This is a genomic window from Curtobacterium sp. AB451 (assembly GCF_050585845.1).
GTDB lineage: Bacteria > Actinomycetota > Actinomycetes > Actinomycetales > Microbacteriaceae > Curtobacterium.
On the sequence record NZ_JBOBQG010000001.1, the window covers coordinates 470,128 to 485,486 of the forward strand.

Genomic DNA, 15,359 nt, shown 5'->3' on the forward strand with positions numbered 1-15,359 from the left:
CGAGACTCGGCCAGCGCCAGACGGGCGCGGGAGCCGTCGACTCGGCTCCCGCGCGGGCGCTGACTCCCGTCTCCACGCGCTGGGCGACACCGCACGGGTCACGCAGCGCGTGACGTGTCGGTCAGCGCGAAACGGCGGCCGGTGGCGGCGGACGGGAGGCGCGGTGCGGGGCCGACCCGCGCCTCCCGTCCGCCCGGACGCGGCGCTGCCCCGAGACTCGGCCACGCGGACACCTTCGCGGCGTCGGAGCCGCGAAGGTGTCCGCCCAGGCGAGACTCGGCGCGCGGGGCGCGCGGGGCGCGGCGCGCCGGTCAGGCGGGCGCGGGAGCCGTCGACTCGGCTTCGCGGAGGGTGCAGGGCAGCAGGAAGTGCGGCAGCTCGTCGGACTTCCCGTCGAGCTGGTCGATGAGCGCATCGGCGGCGCGGGTGCCGAGCCGGCGGCCAGGGGCCACCATGGTCGACAGTCGCGGGTAGTGCTGGTCGGCGTTCGTCTCGGACGAGGCGATGCTCAGCACCGAGACGTCCTCGGGTACGCGACGACCGGCGGCGTACAGCCCGACGAGGAGCCCCGCCGACGAGTCGTCCTTCATCACGAGCACCGCCGTCACGTCGGGGTCGAGGGCGAGGAGCTCGCTCGCGGCCGTGCGTCCACCGTCGCTCCCCGGGCCCGCCGTGACCACCGTGCCGACGAGTCCTCGTGCAGCGGTCACCCGACGGAAGGTGTCCTGGGTGCGGAGGTGCGGGGCGTAGCCGGCCATCGGCGTGCCCTCGAGGTCCTCGAGCACGAGGGCGAACCGCCGGTGCCCGAGCGCCTCGAGGTGATCGATGCTCGACTCGATCGTGGTCTCGAAGTCGATGTCGACGAACGGCAGACCGCTGCTGTCCCGGGTGCGCCCGATGAGCGTGAAGGGGACGTCGAGGGCGGTGAGGACGGCGACGCGCGGGTCGTCCATCCGCACCTCCATGAGGATGACGCCGTCGACGAGCCCCCCGGAGACGAGGTCGTCGAGGTCGTCCCCTGCCGGGTCCACCGGCCAGAGCACGAGGTGGTAGCCGCGCTCGGACGCCCGCTCGGCGGCGCTCATGAAGAACTCCGACGTCGTCGGACTGAACCGGTTGCCCGTGGTCGGGAACAGCAGCGCGATGATCCGGGTGCGCCGGCTCGCCAGCGCACGGGCGACGACGTTGCCGCGGAACTTCAGTTCGCGCATCGCCGCCTGCACCCGGGCAGTCGTCGCCGGGGTGACGTACTTCGTGCCGTTCACCACGAAGGACACGGTGGCGATCGAGACTCCCGCGCGATCGGCGACCTGTTGCATCGTGGCCATGCCGTCCAGCCTACCGTCCAGGATGCGAAAAAAGCGCTTTACAGGTGAAGCGCTTTTCTGTTAGCTTCTCGCCCCAAGGACACAGCGACGATGACGTCAGCGGATTCGTGGTTGCGTGCCTGCCCCTGCATCCGCACAGAGAAGAGCTCTGCAATGAAGCAAAGATTCCCCTCCACGACGCGCCGGACCCGAGCCCTCGTCGGCGCGGTCGCCGTGCTCGCGACGATCCCCCTGGTCCTCACCGGGTGCTCCGGTTCCGGCTCGGCCTCCTCCGGCGGGAGCAAGGCCCTGACGATCGAGGACTACTACGACGCGACCTACAACCCCGTCTACAAGCAGTGCGCGAAGCAGGTCGACGCGACCGTCACGATCAACCACGTCGCCGGCGCCGGTCTGATCTCGAAGGTCCTGCAGCAGGCATCGTCGCGGACCCTCCCCGACGTCCTCATGCTCGACAACCCCGACGTGCAGCAGATCGCGGCCTCGGGTGCGCTGTCCGAGCTGAGCGACTACGGCCTGAGCGCCGAGGGCGACGTCCCCGGCGTGAAGGCGGCGAGCACCTACAAGGGGAAGCTCTACGGCCTGCAGTCGAACACGAACTCGATCGCGCTGTACTACAACAAGAAGCTGCTCTCGGACGCCGGCGTCCAGCCGCCCAAGACGTGGGACGAGCTGAAGGCCGCCGCGAAGAAGCTCACCTCCGGGTCGACGTACGGCTTCGCGATGAGCAACATCAACACCTACGAGGGCACCTGGCAGTTCCTGCCGTTCTTCTGGTCGAACGGGGGTGACGAGAAGGACATCGCGACGCCCGAGGCGGCGCAGGCCCTGCAGCTCGTCGAGGACCTGCAGAACGACGGCTCGATGTCGAAGAGCTCGATCAACTGGGCCCAGGCCGACGTCAACAACCAGTTCCTCGCCGGCAAGGCCGCGATGATGATCAACGGGCCCTGGCAGCTCCCCGCCCTCAACGCGAAGAAGGGCCTCGAGTTCGACAGCGTCCCGATCCCGACCCGCACCGGTGAGGCGACCGTCGCACCGCTCGGCGGCGAGGCGTTCACCGTCCCGCAGACCGGCGACAAGGCGAAGATGCAGCTGGCCGCCAAGTTCGTCGGCTGCCTGCACTCGCAGAAGACCCAGAAGGCCCTCGCCGATGTGAGCGGCAACGTGCCGACGAACCTCGAGGCCGGCGCCGCGTGGGCGTCCGACCACCCGCAGGTCGCCTCGTTCGTCACCACGGTGAAGACCGCCCGCGCCCGCACCGGTGAGCTCGGACCCGACTGGCCCAAGGCCGCGACGAAGATCTACACCGCCGTCCAGCTCGCCCTCACGGGCAAGGCCGACCCCGAGGCCGCGCTCAAGCAGGCGCAGTCGCAGAGCCAGTAGTGCACGAGGGAGCCGGCCGCCCGGTCGGCTCCCTCCCCACCCTCGGAAGGAGCGGTTCCGGCATGAGCGCCACGACACAGACCCGACCACGGACCACGGCGTCCGTCCCACCACCACGACCCGGCCAGCGCCGAGCGCGCATGCGCACCGGGCTCACCCGATGGCTCTTCGTCATCCCGGCCGCGCTGTTCGTGGCCGTGTTCTTCGGCTACCCGGTCGTCAAGAACGTCATCATGTCCTTCCAGGACTACACGACCAAGACCTTCTTCACGGGCGAGGCCCCGTGGGTCGGGCTCGGCAACTACATCCAGGTGTTCCAGAGCTCGGTCTTCGCGACGAGCGTCGTGAACACGGCTCTGTTCACGGCCGGCTCGATCGTCCTGCAGTTCGTGATCGGCCTCGGTCTCGCGCTGTTCTTCCGGCGGCACTTCCCGCTGTCCGGCTTCCTGCGCGGGCTCCTCCTGCTGCCGTGGCTGCTGCCGCTGATCGCGTCGAGCGCGGTCTGGAAGTGGCTGCTCGACCAGGACAGCGGAGCGCTCAACCAGCTCCTCGGGCTCGTCGGGATCGCACCCGTACCGTGGCTGGTCAGCCCGAGCCTCGCCCTCATCGCCGTCATCGGCGTGAACGTGTGGCTCGGCATCCCGTTCAACACGACGATCCTCTACAGCGGACTGCAGTCCGTCCCGCCGGAGCTGTACGAGGCCGGCGCACTCGACGGCGCCACCGGCTTCAAGGCGTTCTGGTACATCACCTGGCCGAGCATCCGGAGCGTCGTCAGCGTCGTGATCGTCCTGGGGGTGGTCTACACGTTGAAGGTCGTGGACATCATCCTCGGCCTCACCGGCGGCGGACCGGCGAACTCCACGCAGACCCTCGCCACGAACGCGTACCACCAGTCGTTCATCAACTTCCAGTTCGGCATCGGAGCCGCGGTGAGCAACGTGCTCATCGTCGTCTCGTTCGTCTTCGCGATGGTCTACATCGCGATCTCCAGGAAGGCGGTCGACGAATGAGCGTCGGAATCGCGAACCAGACCGTCACCGCCACCCGGGCGATCACGACGAAGCGCAGCGCACGGGTCCCCGGGCCGAAGCGCGGCGTCAAGGGCATCCCGCTCACGATCCTCGGCTGCGTGTTCCTCGCGATCATGGTGTTCCCCGTCTACTGGATGGTGAACACGAGCCTGCAGGCCACGTCCGGTGCCGCGACCGCGACCTGGTTCCCGTTCTCGCCCACCTTCCGCGGGTACGAGACGGCGTTCGCGCAGCAGGGGCAGAACTTCCTGTCGAGCATGATCATCGGCCTCGGCACCGTCGTGCTGACCCTGGCGATCGCGACCCCGGCCGCGTACGGGCTGGCCCGGTTCAAGATGCGCGGCACCCGGGTGTTCCTGCTCGTGCTGCTCATCACGCAGATGATCCCCGCGATCGTCATCGCGAACGCGCTCTACACGCTGTTCAACAACGTCGGACTGCTGAACAGCTACATCGGGCTGATCCTCGCCGACAGCGCCGTCCAGGTGCCGTTCGCCGTGCTGCTCATGCGTGCGTTCATGGAGTCGATCCCGCCGAGCCTCGTCGAGGCCGCGCTCGTCGACGGCGCGAACGACTTCCGGGCGTTCGTGTCGATCGTCCTGCCGATCAGCCGGAACGCCATCGTCACGGCGGCGCTCTTCACCTTCCTCGGGGCCTGGGGCGACTTCCTCATCGCACTGACCCTGACGTCGACGACCGCGGTCAGGCCGATCACCCTCGGCATCTACAACTACATCGGTTCGAACGTCACCGACTGGGGGCCCGTCATGGCGACGTCCGTCCTCGCGTCGCTGCCGGCCGCCGTGCTGCTCATCGTCGCCCAGCGGTACATCTCCGCCGGTGCGCTCGGCGGCGCCGTCAAGTGACGGCGACCGACCCCGCGGCGACCGACCCTGCGGCGACCGCGGCGACCGCGGCGACCGCGGCTGTCGCCCCCTGGGCAGCCGTCCTGTGACGGCCGGCGACACCCACGAACCCCAGCCAGAAAGGCACACCATGACCACCACCCCGCTGCGCATCACCGTCTGGGGCGAGAACGTCCACGAGCAGGTCGAGCAGCACGTCGCCGAGCGGTACCCCGACGGCATGCACGGCGCGATCGCCGACGGCATCCGCGAGAACCTGCCGGACGCCGTCGTCCGCACGGCGACGATGCAGGAGCCCGAACACGGACTCACCGACGAGGTCCTCGCCGAGACCGACGTCCTCACCTGGTGGGGGCACGCCGCGCACCACGAGGTGGACGACGCCGTCGTCGACCGCGTGCACAAGCACGTCCTGTCCGGCATGGGGCTCGTGGTGCTGCACTCCGGCCACTGGTCGAAGATCTTCGGGAAGCTCATGGGGACCACCTGCACGCTCCGGTGGCGCAGCGAGCACGACCAGGAACTCGTCTGGACCGTGAACCCGCAGCACCCCATCACCCGCGGCGTCCCGAACCCGATCGTCATCCCCGAGCAGGAGATGTACGGCGAGTACTTCGACGTGCCGACCCCCGACGAGCTGGTCTTCATCTCCGGCTTCACCGGCGGCGAGGTGTTCCGGAGCGGTATGACCTACCGCCGCGGCCTCGGGAAGATCTTCTACTTCTCCCCCGGCGACCAGGACTTCCCCGTCTACCACCACAAGGACGTCCGACGCGTGATCGCGAACGCGACCGAGTGGGCCCGGCCGGAGCGCGAGCGGGAGATCCCGACGCTCCGCCGGTACGACCTCGGCGAGTACTTCGACGGCCAGCACTACCGCGGCCCGTTCGACGACGCACCGGTCGACGAGGAGGTGTCCGCGTGACCGCGCCGCTCCGGGTCGTCCAGGTCGGTGCCGGTGGCATGGGCCGGGCGTGGCTCGCGACCGTCGCCGCGGACCCGGACGTCGAGCTCGTCGGCATCGTCGACCTCGACCTCGACGCCGCGCGCGCCGGGGCGGAGGTCGCCGGCGACCCGACGATCCCGGTCGGCCGCGACCTCACCGCACTCATCGCCGAGACCGGTGCCGAGGCCGTCCTCGACATCACGGTCCCCGTCGCGCACCACCCGGTCACGCTCGAGGCCCTCCGCGCCGGGCTCCCCGTCCTCGGGGAGAAGCCGGCAGCGCAGACCGTCGCCGAGGCGCTCTCGCTCGCCGCGGCCGCCGAGGCCACGGGCAAGCTGTTCATGGTCTCGCAGTCCCGTCGGTACAACGACCACCTCGTCGCATTCCGGCAGCACGTCCGCGGGCTCGGACAGGTGGGCGGCCTGAGCACGCGCTTCGCCAAGGCCCCGCACTTCGGCGGCTTCCGCGAGGAGATGGACGACGTCCTCCTGCTCGACATGGCGATCCACGCCTTCGACTCCGCCCGGTACGTCCTCGAGCGCGACCCGGTGTCGGTGTACTGCGAGTCGTGGAACCCGTCGTGGTCCTGGTACCGGGGCGACGCCGCGGCCGCCGCGGTCTTCACCTTCGAGGACGACGTCCGCTACGTGTACGACGGCTCGTGGTGCGCGCCGGGCGCCGAGACCTCGTGGAACGGCGACTGGCGGGCCTCCGGGTCCGACGGGACCGCGCTGTGGGACGGCGACCACGACCCGTGGAGCGACCTCGACGGCACCCCGGGCGCTCCGGAGGCGGCACCCGGCGTCGGCAACGAGATCGCCGGCGCCCTCGCGTCCTTCGTCCGCGCGGTCCGCTCCGGCGAGCGCCCCGACGGCGAGGTGCACGGCAACGTGATGAGCCTGACGATGGTGGACGCCGCGATCGCGTCCGCCCGCACCGGACGGCGCATCGTGATCGACGAGGTCCTCGAGCAGGCGCACGCCACCGCGCTCGAGGCCGAGCAGGACGAGTCGATCCGCGAGCGGCTCGCCGCGTGGGGATCGGTCCGGAGCGCGCTCGCGACGGGGTCACCGGACACGGCCGCGCTCGGCTGAACGAGGCAGGTGGGCCGGGAGGCGCGGTGCGGGTCGGACCCGCACCGCGCCTCCCGTCTGTCCAGCGTGCGTCACCGTCACCACCGGTCGTCGGCGCGCACCCACCGGACCCGGGCCGGCACCGTTACGGTGGCCCTGTGCGTGGACACCGGTCGTCGGACACCGAAGCGGCGGGGACCCCGCTGGTGCTCGTCGCGGCCGACCAGCGTCGTCGGACCGGCCGGACGCCCTGGGGCAGGGTCCTCGTCGGGGTGGTGATCGCCGCCCTCGTCGGGGGCGCGGCCGTCGCCACGGCGGGCGCGCTCGTCTCGCAGCGCATCGCCGAGGGCTTCGCCGTCCGTGACGCGACGTCGGACACGGCCGCACTGGCGCGGGTCGTGGTCGAGCCCGCCCTGGTGGACGCGATCGCCGACCCCGACGCGCCCACCTCCGAACGGGCTGGGGCCCGCGCACGACTGGCCGATGCGGTGGCCGGCGAGCTGCGGGCGGGGTCTGCGGTTCGGATGAAGCTCTGGGCCGCCGACGGCACCGTCCTCTGGTCCGACGAAGCCCGGCTCGTCGGGGAACGGTTCCCGCTGGGCGCCGAGGACCTCGAAGCGCTGCAGACCGACCGGTCCGACGCCGAGGTGTCCGACCTGTCCGAGCCCGAGAACCGCTTCGAACGGGGACACGGCCCGCTGCTCGAGGCGTACCAGGCGGTGCACACCCCGTCGGGCGAGGCGCTGCTGTTCGAGGCCTACCAGCGCTACGACGAGGTCGTGTCCCGCGCCGCGGACCTGCGTGGCGCGTTCGCCGCCCTCGCGTTCGGCACCGTCGGCGTCGTGCTCGCCCTGCTCGTCCCGCTGCTGCTCTGGCTGCTGCTCCGGATCCGGTCGGGGCAGCGCGCGCGGGAGCGGCTGCTCGGTCGCGCGCTCGACGCCGAGGCCGCCGAACGCCGACGGATGGCGGCCGACCTGCACGACGGCCCGGTGCAGGACGTCGCCGGGCTCGCCCTCTCGCTCGGGGCGGACCCGGCCACCCGTGACGCGGCGGCGGCCCTGCGCGGTGCGGTGTCGTCGCTGCGCGGCTCGATGTCCGCGATCCGTCCGGCGGCTCCGGAACGGGACGGCCTGGGCGCGGCGCTCGACGACGTCTGCGCACGGGCGCGCGCCGCCGGGCTCACCACGAGCGTCCACGTGCCGGACCTGGTCGAGGCGTCGTCCGCGGCGCTGCTCGCGGTCGTCCGGTTCGTCCGCGAGGCGGTCGCCAACGTCGTCACGCACGCGAACGCCTCCGTCGTCGACGTGCAGGTCGCGGCGGCCCCGGGTGCCTCCGGCGCCGGCCGCGGTGCCGTGCTGGTGGTCACGGTCTCGGACGACGGCGTGGGCTTCGACCCGGTGCGCGCGACGGCCCCCGACCGTCCGGGGCACCTCGGCACCACGCTCCTGCGGGAGATCGCCGAGGACACCGGCGGCTCGCTCGAGCTCGAGACCGCTCCGGGTGCCGGGACGACCTGGCGCCTGCGCGTGCCGGTCGACACCGAGGCACTGCGGTGAGGGTCCTCGTCGTCGACGACCACGCCCTCGTCCGGAGCGGACTGCGGGCCGTCCTCGCGGCGACCGGTGACTGCGAGGTCGTGGGCGAGGCCGCCACCGGCGAGGAGGCCGTCGCGCTCGCGCCCGGACTCCGGCCGGACGTCGTCGTGATGGACCTGTCGATGCCGGGGGCCGGTGGGGTGGCTGCCACGGCGGCGCTGCGGTCGGCGATGCCCGACGTCCGGGTCCTCGTCCTCACCACGTTCGCCGACGACGGTCGGGTGCGCGCCGCACTCGCTGCCGGGGCGACCGGGTACCTGCTGAAGGACGCCGCCCCGGACGAGGTCGTGCGTGCCGTCCGCGCGGCCGCCCGCGACGAGACACCGATCGACCCCCGGGTCGCCCGTGCGCTGCTCCCCGGCGGCACGTCGACCACGTCGACCACCGCACCGGACGTCCAGCTGCCGCCCCGGGAACGCGACGTCCTCGTCCGGATCGCGCGGGGCCTGTCGAACCGGCAGATCGCGACCGAACTCGGCATCGCGGAACGGACCGTCAAGGTCCACGCCGGCAGTCTCTTCCGCCGCATCGGGGTGGCCGACCGCACGAGCGCGGCGCTCTGGGGCAGGGACCACGGGTACTAGTACCAAGGTCCGATGGTGCGGCCGCGGCGGGGCGGCGACGATCGGTGTCGAGGGGTTCTCACCCCCAGCACACCAGGAGGCACACCATGACCAGCACGCACCAGCGCCACGGACGGCGCATCGGCATCGTCGCCGCGGTCACCGCGGGCGTCGTCGCCGCGGTCGCCCTCGCCGGGGTCGCCCCCGCGAACGCGTCCGGCAAGACCTCGACCGGCGGGGACTACGCCGTCACCCTGAACGGCACGACCACCAACCCCGCACCGGGCAAGGACTTCAAGGTCAAGGACGTCGCCGTCTCCGGCACCATCGCGGTGCGCGGCAAGCACAACGGGTTCGACATCCGCACGGCCGACCTCGGCGTGTACGACTACACGCTCACCGGCGCGCCGGACACGCAGCGGATGGTGACGAAGCCGACCGTGGTGTTCGCCTCGAAGGTCCCGTCGCTGACCGCCGCGCAGCTCGCCGGCGCGAAGTTGTCGTCGCTCGAGGTGCGGGACGACACCCTCGTCGCGATCTTCGCCACCGGGGCCGGCAAGCTCAAGGTGCAGGCGAAGGACGGCGCGCAGGGCGGCATCTTCCAGATGGAGACCGAGTTCGCCCAGCCGGTGACGTTCACGCACACGCTCGGCGCCGGCCTGTTCTACTTCACGAACCCGTACACCGGGAAGATCAACTTCGGCGACGGCACCCCCGCCGTGACCTCGGGCAGCGGCGCCCACCAGATGCTGCTCGGCAAGGACAGCCCGCAGGTCGCGACCAAGACATCGCAGACCGCGACCACGACGACGTGGACCGTCCAGCCCGGAGGACGGATGGGCGGGGTGCTCGGCGAGGACGCCGTCGAGCTCTCGCAGGGTGCGACGAACTGCACGAGCCAGTGCCAGGCGCAGAACCAGATCCGCGGCTCGCTGCCGGTCCCGCCGGACCCGGTGGACCCGCAGCCGCTGCGCGTCGCGGTCCGCTGACGCGGACGGAGAGCGCAACCGTGACGGGAGGCGCGGTGCGGGTCGGACCCGCACCGCGCCGCCATCGCGTTGGCACGGCGACGGTTCCATGATCCGATGTTCGCGCGTTCACTGCTCGACTGCTCGCTCTCGGGGGCGGTACCGGTTCACCAGCGAGGCGTCCGGGCATCGATCGATCGCCGAGACGGCCCGCGCAGTCAGGGACGCACGAGCACACGACAGGCGCTCCGACGTCGCGTCGACTTCGGAACGCAACGCAACGCGACCACTGCACGGACGGGAGGCGCGGTGCCGGCTGGCACCGCGCCTCCAGTCCGTCATTCAGCGCGTCAGCGCGGGATGACCGAGAACAGGAACCGTTTCCGGACCATGTACCAGGCCAACAGGATGAGCAGGGTGTGGGTCGCGAAACCGATCCACGCGTTGCCCCAGTCGATGCCCGGGATGGACGCGATCGCCAGCGCGAAGAACACCTGCCACACGAAGACGTAGAGGCTCGCCTGGCCGATCGGGATCCACAGCCAGCCGATCGCCGTCGAGATCGGCTTCCAGAACACGGTGAGGATCGCGTAGGAGACGATCGCGAAGAAGGCGATGTCCACCAGACGTCCCCACTGCAGGTCGACGCGCTGGTAGGCGGTGTTGTACAGCTGGTCGTACATCGACGCCGGGAACGGCGCGGGCGTGAAGCCGAAGTGGTTGCCCGCCCACACGTACACGAGGAACAGGGCGTAGCCGCCGATGCCCACGCCGATGAGCACCTTGCCGAGTCGTCCGGTGAGGGCGGCGATGATCTGGCGACGGTAGTACCCGAGCACGAGGCCGTGGGTGAACACCACCTGCCAGGTGAGGAGCGGGAACACCGCCTCGAACTGGGAGTTCAGCGGCCGGAACTCGGGGTTGAGCGCCTGGAACAGGTACAGCGCCCAGCTGACGACGAGCAGCGCCCACCAGAAGCCGCGACGGATCACCCACATGAACGCCGGGATGAAGAGGCTCAGCACGACGAAGAGCCCCATGATGTTGAACGGCCACGGGCCCATCTCGAGCAGCAGGAACTGCCGGATCGCGTACCAGGGCGGCGGGTAGGCCAGCAGCTGCATCGCGTTCGGGTAGAGGTCGTACACGCGCCCCTCGGCCCCGACGCCCCCGGTGCCGGTCCCCCGGTCGGTGAACGTGGTGATCGCGTCGGTGTTGAGGAAGGGCGCGAAGCTCAGCGCGAAGACGACGAGGATCACCGCGAGCGTGACGAGGTACTGCTTCCGCGCCCGCTTCCACGCCCCGATCGCGGCCGCCCACTCGCCGAACTTCTTGATGGCGAAGGGGTACGTCATGCCGAGCACCATGCCGGACAGGAACACGAACATCTCGGCGCCCGTGATCGCACCGACGGCGTGCAGCGTGATGTACGAGTACGGACCGCCGATCTCGATGTGGGTGATCACCACGGCGAGGATGATGAAGCCGCGGAACAGGTCGAGCCGGAGGTCACGCCCGGGCTTGCCGTCGTCCGGGTACCGCCAGCTCGGCAGCAGGCGGCCGAACAGCCCGCTCAGCAGGAAGACCACCGCCAGGCCGACCGCGCACCAGACGATCCACGCCATCTGGTCGCCGCCGGTGTCGTACTGCTGGTCGGTCGCCGCGGCCCCGGCCACGGGCGTGACCCGTTCGGTGACCGGTCCGAAGACGAAGTCGCCCGCGCGTTCGAGGTCCGTCCGGAAGGAACCCGCGATGCCGGGGACCGCGGTGTCGCGCCAGTCGGCGACCCGGTTGCCGGCCTCGGGCTCACGGCGGTTCGTCTCGAGGAACGTCACCCCGCGGATCAACGGGCGGTCCTGCACGGCGGCGATCACCTGTCGCCACCAGCCCTGCTTCACCGGGAGTTCGTCGTCGCCACGGAGCGAGTGGTCGTACAGCGCCCCGGTGTCGAGCAGCATCGGCCGGTCGTCCGCCACGGCGAAGCGGTCGTAGAAGCTTCCCTGCTGTCGCTGCTCGTAGCCCCAGGTCTCGTCGAAGCGAGCGGAGACCTCGCCGGCCTCGGGGACGTCGTTCCGGGTGAGCGGGACGTCCCGGCCGGCGGCCTCGGTCGCCTTGCCCTTGCCGAAGTACAGCATCGACAGCCCGACCCAGTCGACGGCGGAGTCCCCCGGCCAGTACGGCGCGTAGGGGTCGTCGGCGGCGGTCAGCCGCCCGTCCCCGTTCGTGTCGAGCATCGAGACGTCCGTCGCCGAGAGGTCCTGCAGGCGTCCCGCGGACTCGCCGAAGGGGTACCCGGCGCCGTACGACGGGGACCACACCATCAGGGCGTCCGAGCTGCCGGCGTGCACCGCCGTCGCGAGCGCGCGGAAGGCCTGCACGAACTGGGTCGGCTGCTGCCCCCACCGCACCCACGTGCCGTTCATCTGCGGTGCGAACCGGACGAGGACCTGGGTGTCGTACTGCCGGTGGACGTCCTCGAGCAGGGTGTTCGCGGCTCGGGCGTCGGCGGCGGTCAGGGACCCGAGCGACCGGTCGGGCTCGAAGCTCACGACGAGGACCGCGCCCTGCGTCGCCGCCGCCCGGGTCGCGCGGAGGAACTCCTTGCGGGCGCTGCGGTCGAGCGGGTACGGGATCTCGACGCCGTACATCGACGGTGTCGCGCCGAGGCGTCCGGCGTAGCCGTCGGGGGCGTCGTCACCCCAGTCGATGTCCGGCCCGAACCAGGTCGTCCCGGAGCTCGGTCCCACCGCTGCGGCGTTCGTCGCAGACGCCGCTGCGGCGGTCGTCGCAGACGCCGCTGCGGCGGTCGTCGCCGACGCCGCTGCGGTGGTCGTCGCCTGCACCGCGGACGCCGGCAGCGCACCGCCCAGCGCGAACGTCGCGAGGACGACCAGGAACGCGAGGAGCCGGGCGGCGGGTCGGCTCACCGCGTGCACGCCAGGGTCCACACGTTGTGCCCGCCCTCGTGCCGGTGCTCGAGCCGGTCGAGTGCGGCGATCGCGAGGGCGAGGCCGCGGCCGCTCTCCTCGTCGACGTCCGCCATCGTCACCGCGGCGAGGTCGATGTCGACGGGCAGCCCGTTGTCGGTGAGGACGGCCACGAGTTCGCGGTCGGTCACGTCGAGTTCCACGGTGTAGCGCCTGCCTGCTTCCTGGTCGGCACGACGGGTGTGCTCGACGATGTTCGCCGCGATCTCGGCGACGGCGGTCTCGAGACCGAACCGGAGTCGGAGGTCGTCGATGCCCAGGGCGTCCCACCACGCACCGAAGCGGTCCTGCACCTCGTCGAGCGACTCGGGGACCGCGGGGACGTCGAACTCGATGCGCTCCGGGCTCACAGGGGTCCTCCGACCGTGCTCGATCCGTGTCCGGACCGTGCCGTCCCGGGGCCCCGGTACAGCACCGCACGGATGACGATGCTGAAGATGAACAGGTCGAACACGACCCACGCGGTGTTCACGAGGGGTGCGATGCCGGATGCCTGACCGGTCAGGTACCGGATGCCGATCAGCACGAGCGCCGCCACGAGGGCTCCCATCGCGACGAGCTGCGGCTTGACGAGGTCCCACCGCGGCCGCTGCTCGGACTCGTCACGGACCTTCGGGGTGACCCGGAAGCCCAACGGCTTGCCGCGGAACACGTTCTCGAAGGCGCTCGTCACCGACTCGATCCACACCGGGAACAGCGCCAGTGAGTACTGCTGTCCGCGCCACGTCGGTCTGCCGGCCGCCACCACCCAGAACAGCAGCTGGTTCAGCACCAGGAACGGGATGAGCCGGGCGAAGAAGTCCACGCTGTACGCCTGGACCGGCACGACGCCGAACGACAGGCAGAGCACCGGCGCGGCGATGTAGACGATCGCGGCGAAGCCGGACAGGTAGCTCCACATCGTCGAGAAGTACATGAGCCGCTGCCCCCACGAGAGCCCCTTCTGCACGAGGGGGTTCTCGCGGAAGAAGACCTGCATGGTGCCCTGCGCCCAACGGAGCCGCTGCACGAGCATGGTCGGCAGGTCTTCGGGGGCGAGGCCCGTCGCGAGGATCTCGTCGTGGTACGCCGACTTCCAGCCGAGGCCGTGCAGACGCATCGCGGTCGCCATGTCCTCGGTCACCGAGATCGTCGCCAGGGGCATGATCGGCTGGGCCTCGTCGTCGCGGTTGACGTCGAGCGCGCGGGTGAGCACGGCGATGGACTCGATCGCGGCGACCGGCGAGGCGTCGCGACGACCGAGGACGTCGAGCGCCGCATCGTCGAGGCCGGCGAAGGTGTTCGCGTCGGTCGACATCGCCGCGAGCTCCTGCAGGTCGTTGCGGACGGACTCGAGGTCGGAGGCCGCGAACCGGTAGGAGATGGCGTCGATCCCGCGCTGGAAGTCGTAGGTCACGTCGCCGAGGGGCTCGCCGCGCTCCACCTGGTCGCGAGCCCGGTCGATCACGGCCTCGGCCTCGTCGAGGGCGCCGAGCACCCGCTCGTCGGTCTCGGTCTCCCGCGCACGGGCGAGGAGCTTCCGCGAGGTCTTGATCGTCCGCGCGACCGACGCCTCGACCTCGCGCACGTAGCGGGTGACCCCGAGCTGCATGAGCGCTTCGCGGCGGAGGATCGCGTTCGAACCGCAGAAGAACGCGGCGTTCCAGCCGTCCTTCGACTGCTGGATCGGGCCGTAGAACAACGGCGCCTGGCTGCCGAGCAGATCGGCGTCGGGGACGTTCTCGAACCACTGCGGCGTCTGCACGAGCGCCATCTCGGTGTCCTTGAAGTACCCGAGCGTGCGGTCGAGGATCGCCGGGTCCGGCACCTGGTCGGCGTCGAGGATGAGCAGGAACTCGCCCTGGGTCGCGAGCAGTGCGTTGTTGAGGTTGCCGGCCTTGGCGTGCCGGGGCCGATCGACCCAGTCGGCCCCACGGGTGATGATCCCGATGCCGAGCGACTCGGCGGCCGCACGCATCTCCGGACGGTTGCCGTCGTCGAGGATCCACGTGGCGTGCGGGTGGCGGATGGCCTTCGCGGCGCGCGCGGTGCGGAGCACGAGGTCGACCGGCTCGTCGTAGGTGGTGATGAACACGTCGACGGTGACGTGGTCCCCCGGCGAGGTCGGTGGCTCGCCGCGTTCACGGAGCCGCCAGGCCCCGAACGCGAAGAGGAGCGAATCGATCACGCTGTACGTCTCGGCGAGGATCAGCGGCACGGCGATCCACCACGAGTGCCAGTTCACCGACGCGGCCCACCGCCACACGACGTAGTTCACGCCGGCGATCGAGGCGAGCAGTGCGACGGTCCGCACCGTGACGAGTCGACGCCGGGACGTGCCGGTGGTGAGGCGGCGGCGGTCCTGCCGGCTGACGTCGAGCGCGGTCACCGGGTGCCCCCGACGGCGTCGCCGAACGTGCTGCGTCGCAAGCGTGCCTCCCTGATCCGTCGGCCCCGGCCGCGGCGCGCGCCCGAGGGTGGTGGTCCGTCCGGGGTGACTCGAGGTGTGCCGTCCCGGGCGAGGGCTGCGCCGTCGGGTACGGCCGGGGCCCACGACCTGTCTACCGCAGGGAGCACCCTCCTGTCAGACCGGCGCCCCGGTCTGGGGACAGCCCGCATCCGTCCACCGGCGTG

12 protein-coding genes are annotated in these 15,359 nt (G+C 71.2%); 8 read left to right on the forward strand and 4 right to left on the reverse strand.

Annotated features, from left to right (window positions below; all coding sequences use genetic code 11):
• Nucleotides 1–311 precede the first annotated feature (311 nt).
• A complete protein-coding gene (locus tag ACQXVK_RS02160) occupies nt 312–1,328 on the reverse strand; it encodes a LacI family DNA-binding transcriptional regulator (protein ID WP_022906946.1) in 1,017 nt (338 codons plus the stop codon).
• Between the two features lie 153 nt (nt 1,329–1,481).
• Here ACQXVK_RS02160 and ACQXVK_RS02165 point away from each other — a divergent pair, with 153 nt between their 5' ends.
• From ACQXVK_RS02165 to ACQXVK_RS02200, 8 genes are all read left to right on the forward strand, one after another.
• The gene (locus ACQXVK_RS02165) at nt 1,482–2,714 is read left to right on the forward strand and encodes a sugar ABC transporter substrate-binding protein (RefSeq protein WP_430852521.1); all 1,233 of its coding nucleotides are present in this window, start codon (nt 1,482–1,484) and stop codon (nt 2,712–2,714) included.
• Between the two features lie 62 nt (nt 2,715–2,776).
• Nucleotides 2,777–3,727, forward strand: a complete 951-nt coding sequence (locus tag ACQXVK_RS02170; RefSeq protein ID WP_031262171.1) for a carbohydrate ABC transporter permease — start codon at nt 2,777–2,779, stop codon at nt 3,725–3,727.
• Nucleotides 3,724–4,614: a carbohydrate ABC transporter permease gene (locus tag ACQXVK_RS02175; RefSeq protein ID WP_022906943.1), complete on the forward strand. Its 891-nt coding sequence runs from the start codon at nt 3,724–3,726 to the stop codon at nt 4,612–4,614. Before ACQXVK_RS02170 ends, ACQXVK_RS02175 begins: the two co-directional genes overlap by 4 nt.
• Before the next feature lie 130 nt (nt 4,615–4,744).
• On the forward strand, nt 4,745–5,539 hold the full coding sequence (locus tag ACQXVK_RS02180; RefSeq protein ID WP_022906941.1) for a ThuA domain-containing protein: 795 nt from the start codon (nt 4,745–4,747) through the stop codon (nt 5,537–5,539).
• Nucleotides 5,536–6,654, forward strand: coding sequence for a Gfo/Idh/MocA family protein (locus tag ACQXVK_RS02185; protein ID WP_402264816.1), 1,119 nt, complete (start codon nt 5,536–5,538; stop codon nt 6,652–6,654). The genes ACQXVK_RS02180 and ACQXVK_RS02185 overlap by 4 nt, the downstream gene beginning before the upstream one ends.
• A gap of 137 nt (nt 6,655–6,791) precedes the next feature.
• Entirely contained in the window at nt 6,792–8,189 is a 1,398-nt protein-coding gene (locus tag ACQXVK_RS02190) for a sensor histidine kinase (protein ID WP_430852522.1), read from the forward strand.
• Complete coding sequence (locus ACQXVK_RS02195) at nt 8,186–8,812, forward strand: response regulator transcription factor (RefSeq protein WP_022906938.1); 627 nt, start codon at nt 8,186–8,188, stop codon at nt 8,810–8,812. The genes ACQXVK_RS02190 and ACQXVK_RS02195 overlap by 4 nt, the downstream gene beginning before the upstream one ends.
• Nucleotides 8,813–8,898: 86 nt before the next feature.
• On the forward strand, nt 8,899–9,780 hold the full coding sequence (locus ACQXVK_RS02200) for a hypothetical protein (RefSeq protein WP_416393619.1): 882 nt from the start codon (nt 8,899–8,901) through the stop codon (nt 9,778–9,780).
• 329 nt (nt 9,781–10,109) lie between these two features.
• Here the strand turns inward: ACQXVK_RS02200 and opgC are convergent, their stop codons facing one another.
• Genes opgC through ACQXVK_RS02215 form a run of 3 tightly spaced genes read right to left on the reverse strand, consistent with a single transcriptional unit; the run spans nt 10,110 to nt 15,114 of the window.
• A complete protein-coding gene (gene opgC, locus ACQXVK_RS02205) occupies nt 10,110–12,686 on the reverse strand; it encodes an OpgC domain-containing protein (RefSeq protein ID WP_430852523.1) in 2,577 nt (858 codons plus the stop codon).
• On the reverse strand, nt 12,683–13,096 hold the full coding sequence (locus ACQXVK_RS02210; RefSeq protein WP_022908166.1) for an ATP-binding protein: 414 nt from the start codon (nt 13,094–13,096) through the stop codon (nt 12,683–12,685). The genes opgC and ACQXVK_RS02210 overlap by 4 nt, the downstream gene beginning before the upstream one ends.
• A complete protein-coding gene (locus ACQXVK_RS02215) occupies nt 13,093–15,114 on the reverse strand; it encodes a glycosyltransferase (protein WP_022908165.1) in 2,022 nt (673 codons plus the stop codon). The genes ACQXVK_RS02210 and ACQXVK_RS02215 overlap by 4 nt, the downstream gene beginning before the upstream one ends.
• Between the last annotated feature and the right edge of the window lie 245 nt (nt 15,115–15,359).